General features: G+C 68.3%; 8 protein-coding genes. 1 reads left to right on the top strand and 7 read right to left on the bottom strand.

Annotated features, from left to right (window positions below):
- Positions 1-1003: XdhC family protein (locus tag ACLP9N_RS31795; protein ID WP_442411113.1), on the bottom strand; the 1003-nt coding region annotated here is incomplete at its 3' end.
- A gap of 23 nt (positions 1004-1026) precedes the next feature.
- Here ACLP9N_RS31795 and ACLP9N_RS31790 point away from each other — a divergent pair.
- Positions 1027-2010 (top strand): LysR family transcriptional regulator, encoded by a 984-nt coding sequence (locus ACLP9N_RS31790; protein WP_442411111.1) that lies wholly within the window; start codon positions 1027-1029, stop codon positions 2008-2010.
- A gap of 104 nt (positions 2011-2114) precedes the next feature.
- Here the strand turns inward: ACLP9N_RS31790 and ACLP9N_RS31785 are convergent, their stop codons facing one another.
- The 6 genes from ACLP9N_RS31785 to clpB all read right to left on the bottom strand — a co-directional run bounded on the left by ACLP9N_RS31785 (position 2115) and on the right by clpB (position 8666).
- Complete coding sequence (locus ACLP9N_RS31785) at positions 2115-2759, bottom strand: TrmH family RNA methyltransferase (RefSeq protein WP_442411110.1); 645 nt, start codon at positions 2757-2759, stop codon at positions 2115-2117.
- The gene (locus ACLP9N_RS31780) at positions 2756-3652 is read right to left on the bottom strand and encodes a hypothetical protein (RefSeq protein WP_442411109.1); all 897 of its coding nucleotides are present in this window, start codon (positions 3650-3652) and stop codon (positions 2756-2758) included. The genes ACLP9N_RS31785 and ACLP9N_RS31780 overlap by 4 nt, the downstream gene beginning before the upstream one ends.
- 179 nt (positions 3653-3831) lie before the next feature.
- Positions 3832-4371 carry an orotate phosphoribosyltransferase gene (gene pyrE, locus ACLP9N_RS31775; protein ID WP_442411108.1) on the bottom strand — a complete coding sequence of 180 codons (540 nt, stop codon included), beginning with the start codon at positions 4369-4371 and terminating at the stop codon, positions 3832-3834.
- Entirely contained in the window at positions 4358-5149 is a 792-nt protein-coding gene (locus ACLP9N_RS31770; protein WP_442411107.1) for an SDR family NAD(P)-dependent oxidoreductase, read from the bottom strand. The genes pyrE and ACLP9N_RS31770 overlap by 14 nt, the downstream gene beginning before the upstream one ends.
- Positions 5150-5193: 44 nt before the next feature.
- Positions 5194-6054 (bottom strand): trehalose monomycolate transport factor TtfA, encoded by an 861-nt coding sequence (gene ttfA, locus ACLP9N_RS31765; protein ID WP_442411106.1) that lies wholly within the window; start codon positions 6052-6054, stop codon positions 5194-5196.
- Positions 6055-6119: 65 nt separating this feature from the next.
- Entirely contained in the window at positions 6120-8666 is a 2547-nt protein-coding gene (gene clpB / locus ACLP9N_RS31760) for an ATP-dependent chaperone ClpB (protein WP_442411105.1), read from the bottom strand.
- Between the last annotated feature and the right edge of the window lie 136 nt (positions 8667-8802).

Below are 8802 nucleotides of genomic sequence, written 5' to 3'. Positions count from 1 at the left end.
GCGCACCCAGGTCCAGCCCGATGGGCGAGCGCAGCCGGGCCAGTTCGGCCTCGGTCAGGCCCGCCTCGCGGAGCCGGTCCAGCCGGTCGGTGTGAGTCCGGCGGCTGCCCATCGCGCCGATGTACCCGGCGGGGGTGCGCAGCGCCACCTCGAGCACCGGCACGTCGAACTTGGGATCGTGGGTCAGCACGCAGATGACCGTCCGCTCGTCCACCGGGGTACCGGCCAGGTAGCGGTGCGGCCACTCCACGACCACGTCATCGGCCTCGGGAAAGCGCGCCCTGGTGGCGAAGATCGGCCGCGCGTCGCACACCGTGACGTGATACCCGAGGAACTTCCCGGCCCGGGCCACCGCAGCGGCGAAGTCGATCGCGCCGAACACCAGCATCCGCGGGCGCGGAGCGTAGCTGGACACGAAGACCTCCATGCCTTCGCCGCGACGCTGCCCGTCGGGTCCGTATTTGAGGACGTCGCAGCGGCCCACCGCGAGCAGGCCCCGGGCATCGTCCGTGACCGCGGTGTCGGCACGCGACGAACCCAGCGATCCCACGACGGGGCTGGCCGCGTCCGGCCGGACGATCAGCCTGCGGCCTACCCACTGCGGATCCGGGTGGGCGATGACGGTCGCGACCGAGACCGGACAGTGCTCGGCGACATCGTCGGCTATCGCGTCGAGTTCGGGGAAGCTGGTTTGCGATACGGGCTCGACGAAAACGTCGATGATCCCGCCGCATGTCAGGCCGACCGCGAAAGCGTCGCCGTCGCCGACTCCATAGCGTTTCAGCCGCGCTGCCCCGGTTTGGGCCACCTCGGTGGCGAGTTCGTACACGGCGCCTTCCACGCAACCACCCGACACCGACCCGGTCACCGAGCCGTCCGGCGCCACCAGCATCGAAGCCCCCGGAGGCCGCGGCGCTGACCGCAGTGTTCGCACTACGGTCCCCAGTCCCGCGGTCTGTCCGGCACGCCAGATCGGCATCAGCTCAGCAAGCACGTCCCGCACGTCTTTCAACGTAGGCTCTTTCCATGACCCCGGCTCAACTTCGGGCCTATTCGGCGGTGGTGCGCCTGGGCTCGGTGCGAGCGGCCGCCGCGGAACTAGGTCTTTCCGACGCCGGAGTCTCGATGCATGTGGCGGCGCTGCGCAAGGAGCTCGACGACCCGTTGTTCACCAGGACGGGTGCGGGACTGGCGTTTACGCCCGGCGGCCTGCGGTTGGCGAGCCGCGCGGTCGAGATCCTGGGTCTGCAACAGCAGACCGCTATCGAGGTCACCGAGGCCGCCCACGGGCGCCGCTTGCTGCGCATCGCGGCGTCGACGGCGTTCGCCGAACACGCCGCACCGGGTTTGATCGAGCTGTTCTCGTCGCGGGCCGACGACTTGTCCGTCGAGCTGAGCGTGCACCCGACGAGCCACTTCCGCGATCTGATCTGCTCGCGCGCCGTCGACATCGCGATCGGTCCGGCCAGCGAAAGCTCGGTAAGCTCGGTGAGTTCGATCGGCTCTGACGACTCGATCTTCGTGCGGCCCTTTCTGAAGTATCAAATCATCACCGTGGTAGCGCCGAATAGCCCACTGGCCGTGGGTATTCCGGTGCCGTCGCTGTTGCGCCAACAACAATGGATGCTTGGCCCCTCGGCGGGAAGCGTGGACGGGGAGATCGCAACTATGTTGCGCGGCTTGGCAATTCCGGAGTCACATCAACGGATCTTCCAAAGCGACGCCGCCGCGCTCGAGGAGGTGCAGCGGGTCGGCGGTGCCACGTTGACGATCGGTTTCGCCGTCGCCAAGGACCTTGCCGCTCGGCGGTTGACCCACGTGACAGGCCCAGGGCTGGACCGCTCGGGCGAGTGGTGCGCGGCGACGCTGGCGCCGTCGGCGCGGCAGCCCGCGGTGTCCGAGCTCGTCCGCTTCATCACCACGCCGCGATGCATCCAGGCGATGATCCGCGGAACCGGCGTGGGGGTGACCAGATTTCGACCAAAGGTCCACGTCACGCTGTGGAGTTAGCCATACGCTGAATAGCGCCAATCGAGTGTGCATTCATGGCGCGAAAATCGCCGAATCTTCGCCGTGACCGCACACTCGACGCCGTCATTGCACACTCGATGCCCTTACCACGCGCGACCCATGTCACCGTGCTGCCTGATCCAGGCGTGCATGGCGATCCCGGCCGCAACGCCGGCGTTGATGCTGCGCGTCGAGCCGAATTGGGCGATCGACACCGTGATTACCGCACCCGCCCGGGTGTCGTCGGTGATGCCGGGACCTTCCTGACCGAACACCAGTAGGCACTCCCGCGGCAGCGTAGTCTGCTCCAGGCGCGCCGCTCCGGGAACGTTGTCGACCGCCACCACGGTCAACCCGGCGGCCGCCGCGAAATCGAAAAGCTCGGCGGTGCTGTCGTGATGACGCAGCCGTTGGTAGCGATCGGTCACCATGGCGCCGCGGCGATTCCAGCGCCGGCGCCCGACGATGTGCACGGTATCGACGGCGAACGCGTTGGCGGTGCGCACCACCGAGCCGATGTTGGCGTCATGACCGAAGTTCTCGATCGCGATGTGCAGCGGGTGACGACGCGCGTCGATGTCGGCGATGATCGCGTCCCGGGTCCAGTACCGGTAGGCGTCGACGACGTTGCGAGTGTCCCCGTCGCGCAACAGAACTGGGTCGTAGCGCGGGTCGTCGGGGAGATCGCCTTCCCAGGGCCCGACGCCGGCGGCCGGTGCCCCCCATTCGGTGGGTCCGGGTTCGCTCACTTGACGGTCCAGACACCGGCGTGTGTGCCGGCGACCGCCACCGTCGCGTACAGCAACGCCTCGTTGATCTCACCCTGGGTGCATAGCGACGCGTTGACGCGCACCGCGTCCAACGACGCATCGGGCAGGATCAGCACCGAGGATCCGTACACCGCACAAGCCGGATTCAGTCCCTTGCCGGGCAGGGTCGGCGAGGCAAGCAGCATCATCGGGCCGCCGCGGGCCGCGGATTCGTCGCGGTAACGGGCCGCGATGGCGTCGGCCTCGAGCCCCAACAGCATGTAGCCGTTGCCAGCGAACGCCGCCGGATCGCCGAGTTGCGCCTTGGTCACCGGGGTGCCGTCGGCGCGCCACGCCGACAGGCTGGTGGTCTTGATCTCCACGCCGGTGTCGTTGCCGTTGGTCGGCAGCACCCCGACGGGAAACGCCGCGCCATAGGCGACCGTGCTTTTCGGTATCCGGTCATGCGGCGAGTAGGCATACACCCCGCGGACCGCGCTGCGGTCCTTCAGCGGGCCCAGGCAGACCGTGCCGGTGAGCCGGTCGGGGGGCGCCGACAGCGGCGAGCTGATGTCGTGCACCTTGGTCATCGCGTCATTGCAGCTGCCCAGCCCGCCCGCCTCCATCGGATGCGCCGGCGCGCCGTAAAGCCCGAAGCGCACTTCCTCGGGTTTGGCGTGCGGCGCCTTGGGGTCCGTCGGTGCCGCGTCCACGTCGATGAGCACATAGTCGTCGTCCCAGCGCAGGTTCGACACCGACATGTTCCAGCCCAGCAACCCCAGTGCTTCACCCAGCCGCGCGCCCTGGGCGCCGTAGCTGCGAACGGGATGGTTGGAACCCGAACAGCCCGCCAGACATGCCGCCAGGCAGGCCAGAGCAACGAAAGTGCGCATTGACCATGCGGATCTCTCGCAGCTCTGGTCGACGGTTTGCCCGCCTCGCAGCGACAACGGAGGCGCCTGCGGGGGGGACGACGGACTTTGTCGCTGCGAGGCGGGCACAACCATCGGCTGTGCCGGAGACTCGTGCGGCAGATGTGACAACGGGTGCATGCGACGATCCCGCTGACGGCCTAGCCCAGCCCCAGATCGGCAAGGCCCAGCACGCTGCGGTATGGCAATCCCTCGGCTTCGATGGCCTCGGCGGCGCCGGTGGCGCGGTCCACCACGGTGGCCACGCCGATCACCTCGCCGCCCGCGTCTTGAACCGCATGCACCGCCGTCAGCGCCGAGTTGCCCGTGGTACTGGTGTCCTCGACCACCAGCACACGCCGGCCGGAGACCTCGGAGCCTTCGATAAGGCGTTGCAGGCCATGGGTTTTCGCTGACTTTCGCACCACGAACGCGTCGATGGGACGGCCGGGCGCGTGCATGATGGCGGTCGCGACGGGGTCTGCACCCAGGGTCAGTCCGCCGACCACCGCGTAGTCCCAGTCTTCGGTGAGTTCGCGCATCAGCGTGCCGATTAGCGCGGACGCCCGGTGGTGCAGGGTGGCGCGGCGCAGGTCGACGTAGTAGTCCGCCTCCTTGCCCGACGACAGCGTGACCCGGCCGTGCACCACCGACAGCTTGCGCACCAGCTCGGCCAGCTCAACCCGGTCAGGTTCGGCCACGGCCGCCGCCGGCTCGTTTGACTGCGGACCGCAGCAGACCGCGCGGAATCAGCCGCCCCGCGGCCACCAGCGCCTTGTATTGGACGCCCGGAACGCTGATCACTTTGCCGGCGGCGATGTCGGCCAGGCTCGCGCTGACCACGTCGTCGACCTCGAGCCACATGAACGAGGGCAGCTTGGCCATATCCAGCCCGGCCCGGGCGTGGAATTCGGTGTGCACGAACCCCGGGCAGACGGCGTGCACGCCGACGCCGGTGCCTTGCAACCCGCCGGCCAGGCCCTCGCTGAACGCGATCACCCACGCCTTCGACGCCGAATAAGTCGACCCGCGGCCGGGTACCAGCCCGGCAACACTGGCGATGTTGATGACGGTGCCGGCACCGGCGTCGAGCATGGCCGGCAGCGCGGCCCGGGTGAGGCGCATCACCGCGGTGACGTTGACGTCGAGCTGCGACTGCAGCAGGGCGAGATCCGCCGTCCAGAATTCGCCGGACGTCCCTAAGCCGGCGTTGTTCACAAGGACCCGCACTCCCCCGGAAGACTGAGACAGCCGGTCGGCGACCTTGTCGCGGTCGGCGGCGACGGACAGGTCCGCGGGCAGAATCTCGATGCTGCCGGCTCGGCCGGCCTGGGTTTCCAGCTCGCCCGCCAATTGCTTCAAACGGTCGACATCACGAGCGACCAAGACCAGGTCGTAGCCGTCGCGCGCATAGCGTCGCGCGTAGCCGGCGCCGATCCCGGATGTGGGCCCGGTGATCAGGGCGACGGGGCGGGGCATGAGCGACAGTGTACTGACCGGGAACCCTTGCGCCCCGGGCGCTATCAGCGCTGGTAGTGGCTGGCCTGACTGCCGTTGCGGCCCACCGGCGGCGGGCGCCGAAAGCCTTCGGCGCGACCCTCGTCGCGGCGGACCGGCTCCGGGGCGCGGCGATTGACATCCGAGCCCAGCAGCCCGGCGACATCCTGCTCGGCGCGCCGCTGGGGCAACTCGGCCCGGCCGGCCGGAGCCAACGGACGGGTCGGCGCCGCATTGCGCAGCGCCAGCGGCGCCCCTGTCTCTTCCAGGCTTTCTTGCGGCAAGGGCGGCAACACCCGCAGCAGGTCGTTGAATTGGCGCACGGTGCGCAGGCCCTCGTCCCACTGGGTGCGGGTGCTGGCGATCGGCATGGCGACCAGCGTCCAGTTCTGCTCGTTCCACATGATCTCCGCGCAGTCCGGTGCGGTGTGCGCGAAGGTGACCATGCGCCGGTCGCAGGCCCGCCGGGCCGCGTCCAGATTGGTGGAGTACACCATCCGCGGCCCGATCGCGCCCAATAGCCAAATGTCGTTCTCCCGTGGCTCTTTCAGCCCCTTGAGCCGGAGGTCGACCACGACGTTGGTGCCCACCTTGCGGTGCAGCGCGATCACCGTGGCGACTTCCTCGAGGTCGAAGATGTAGACCGCCTCGCCGCGGATCTGACCGAGCACGACGTTGTGGGCGGGCACGTCGCCCACCGTCGACATCACGCCGCGCTTCCAGCGCTTCAGGATGTCGGTGGATTCGCGCTCGTAGTCGAATCCGTGCGACCGCGCCCACGATTTACGCCGTCTGCTGCGCCCCCGGCGCCGATCGATATCGACGTACAACAACACCACCGCACCGACGAAGCACAGCGCGGAGAGCGTGAACCAGAGGGGGACCATCCCAAACAGGGTATCTGCTGTTGCACCAGAACCGACAACGCGACCAGGTCACAACCCAATCACAGCTAACCCAGCACCAGCGAGTCGCCGTCCGGACTCACATTGACCGGAACCACGTCGCCGTCGTGCACCTCGCCGGCCAACAGCATCTTCGCCAACTGGTCGCCGATCGCCTGCTGCATCAACCTGCGCAACGGGCGCGCGCCGTAGACGGGGTCGAACCCGCGCTGCGCCAGCCACTCCTTGGCCGGCTGCGACACCTCGAGCTGCAGCCGTCGTTGTGCGAGCCGCTTGGCCAGCTGCTGGAGCTGGATGTCGACGATCTCCACCAACTCCTCGGGGTTGAGCCCGTCGAAGATCAGCACGTCGTCGAGCCGGTTGATGAACTCAGGCTTGAACGCCGCGCGCACCGCCGCCATCACCTGCTCTTCGTTGCCACCCGACCCGAGGTTGGACGTCAGGATGAGGATGGTGTTGCGGAAGTCGACCGTGCGGCCCTGGCCGTCGGTCAACCGGCCCTCGTCGAGCACCTGCAGCAGCACGTCGAAGACGTCCGGGTGGGCCTTTTCGACTTCGTCGAACAACACCACGGTGTAGGGCCGGCGCCGCACCGACTCGGTCAGCTGACCGCCCTGGTCGTAGCCGATGTAGCCGGGGGGCGCACCGACCAGCCGGGCCACCGAGTGCTTCTCGCCGTACTCACTCATGTCTATGCGGACCATCGCCCGCTCGTCGTCGAACAGGAAGTCGGCCAGCGCTTTCGCCAGCTCCGTCTTGCCCACGCCGGTGGGGCCGAGGAACAGGAAGGAGCCGGTCGGCCGGTTGGGGTCGGCGACGCCGGCCCGGCTGCGGCGCACCGCATCGGACACGGCCTGCACGGCTTTCTTCTGCCCGACCACGCGCTTGCCCAGCTCGTCTTCCATGCGCAGCAGCTTGGCGGTCTCGCCCTCCAACAGCCGGCCGGCCGGGATGCCCGTCCACGCCGACACCACGTCGGCGATGTCGTCGGGACCGACCTCCTCCTTGAGCATCACGTTCTCGTGGGCCTGGGCCGTCGGCAACGCGGCGTCGAGTTTCTTTTCCACCTCGGGGATGCGCCCGTATCGCAGCTCGGCGGCCTTGGCCAGGTCGCCGTCGCGCTCGGCGCGCTCGGACTCCCCGCGCAGCGTCTCCAGCTGTTCCTTGAGTTCGCGGACGACGTCGATCGCGTTCTTCTCGTTCTGCCATTTGGCCGTCAACTCGGACAGCTTCTCGCGTTGGTCGGCCAGCTCGGCGCGCAGCTTGTCCAGGCGGTCCTTGGACGCCTCGTCCTCTTCCTTGGCCAGCGCCATCTCTTCGATCTCCAGCCGGCGCACCAGCCGCTCCACCTCGTCGACCTCGACCGGGCGCGAGTCGATCTCCATCTTCAGCCGGCTGGCGGCCTCGTCGACCAGGTCGATGGCCTTGTCCGGCAGGAAGCGCGCGGTGATGTAGCGGTCGGACAGCGTGGCCGCGGCGACCAGCGCGGAGTCCGTGATGCGCACACCGTGGTGCACCTCGTAGCGGTCCTTAAGGCCGCGCAGGATGCCGACGGTGTCCTCCACCGACGGCTCGCCGACGAACACCTGCTGGAAGCGGCGCTCCAGCGCGGCGTCCTTCTCGATGTACTTGCGGTACTCGTCAAGCGTGGTGGCGCCGACCAGGCGCAGTTCGCCACGGGCCAGCATCGGCTTGATCATGTTGCCGGCATCCATTGCGCCCTCGCCGGTCGCGCCGGCCCCGACGATGGTGTGCAACTCGTCGATGAACGTGATGATCTGCCCGGCCGAGTTCTTGATGTCGTCGAGCACGGCCTTGAGCCGCTCCTCGAACTCGCCGCGATACTTGGCGCCGGCCACCATCGATCCCAGATCCAGGGAAATGACGGTCTTGTCGCGCAGGCTATCCGGGACGTCGCCGGCCACGATGCGCTGGGCCAGGCCCTCGACGATCGCGGTCTTGCCGACACCGGGCTCGCCGATGAGCACCGGGTTGTTCTTGGTGCGACGGGAGAGCACCTGCACCACGCGGCGAATCTCGTTGTCCCGCCCGATGACCGGGTCGAGCTTGCCCTCCCGGGCCCGGGCGGTCAGGTCGGTGGAGTACTTCTCCAGCGCCTGGTAGGTGGCCTCCGGATCGGCGCTGGTGACCCGCGCACTGCCGCGCACCTTGACGAACGCCTCCTGCAGGGCTTGCGGCGAGGCGCCGTGCCCGGTCAGCAGTTTGGCGACGTCCGAGTCACCGGTGGCCAGCCCCACCATCAGGTGCTCGGTGGACACGTATTCGTCGTCCATCTCGGTGGCCAGCTGCTGAGCCGTGGTAATGGCGGCCAGCGATTCGCGGGACAGCTGCGGTTGCGAGCTGGCGCCGCTGGTCTGGGGCAGCCGGTCCAGCAGGTGCTGCGCTTCGGTGCGAATGGTGGCGGGCTCGACGCCGACAGCCTCCAGCAGCGGCGCGGCGATTCCGTCGTTCTGCGTCAGCAGCGCCAACAGCAGGTGAGCGGGCCTGATCTCGGGGTTGCCGGCGGATGAGGCCGCCTGCAGGGCCGATGTCAGGGCCGCCTGCGTCTTGGTTGTCGGGTTGAAAGAGTCCACGAAACCTCCGTTCGGGAGAAGTACTCAAAATGCTTGTCGCGTTATTCAACGCCGTCAATGTTGAGTCTGTTCCGCTCAACCCTAGCAATTTCTCCCGATGTGGCGCCAACACGACTTTGAGTAAGCCTTGTGGCAA

The sequence above is a fragment of the Mycobacterium sp. genome, from assembly GCF_052144515.1.
Lineage (GTDB): Bacteria > Actinomycetota > Actinomycetes > Mycobacteriales > Mycobacteriaceae > Mycobacterium.
This window is presented reverse-complemented; position numbering and strand designations above follow the sequence as displayed.

Excerpts from the sequence above, each read along its gene's own strand:
- ACLP9N_RS31790 (WP_442411111.1), top strand. The coding sequence starts at position 1,027 with ATGACCCCGGCTCAACTTCGGGCCTATTCGGCGGTGGTGCGCCTGGGC.
- ttfA (WP_442411106.1), bottom strand. The coding sequence starts at position 6,054 with ATGGTCCCCCTCTGGTTCACGCTCTCCGCGCTGTGCTTCGTCGGTGCG.
- ACLP9N_RS31780 (WP_442411109.1), bottom strand. The coding sequence starts at position 3,652 with ATGCGCACTTTCGTTGCTCTGGCCTGCCTGGCGGCATGTCTGGCGGGC.
- ACLP9N_RS31770 (WP_442411107.1), bottom strand. The coding sequence starts at position 5,149 with ATGCCCCGCCCCGTCGCCCTGATCACCGGGCCCACATCCGGGATCGGC.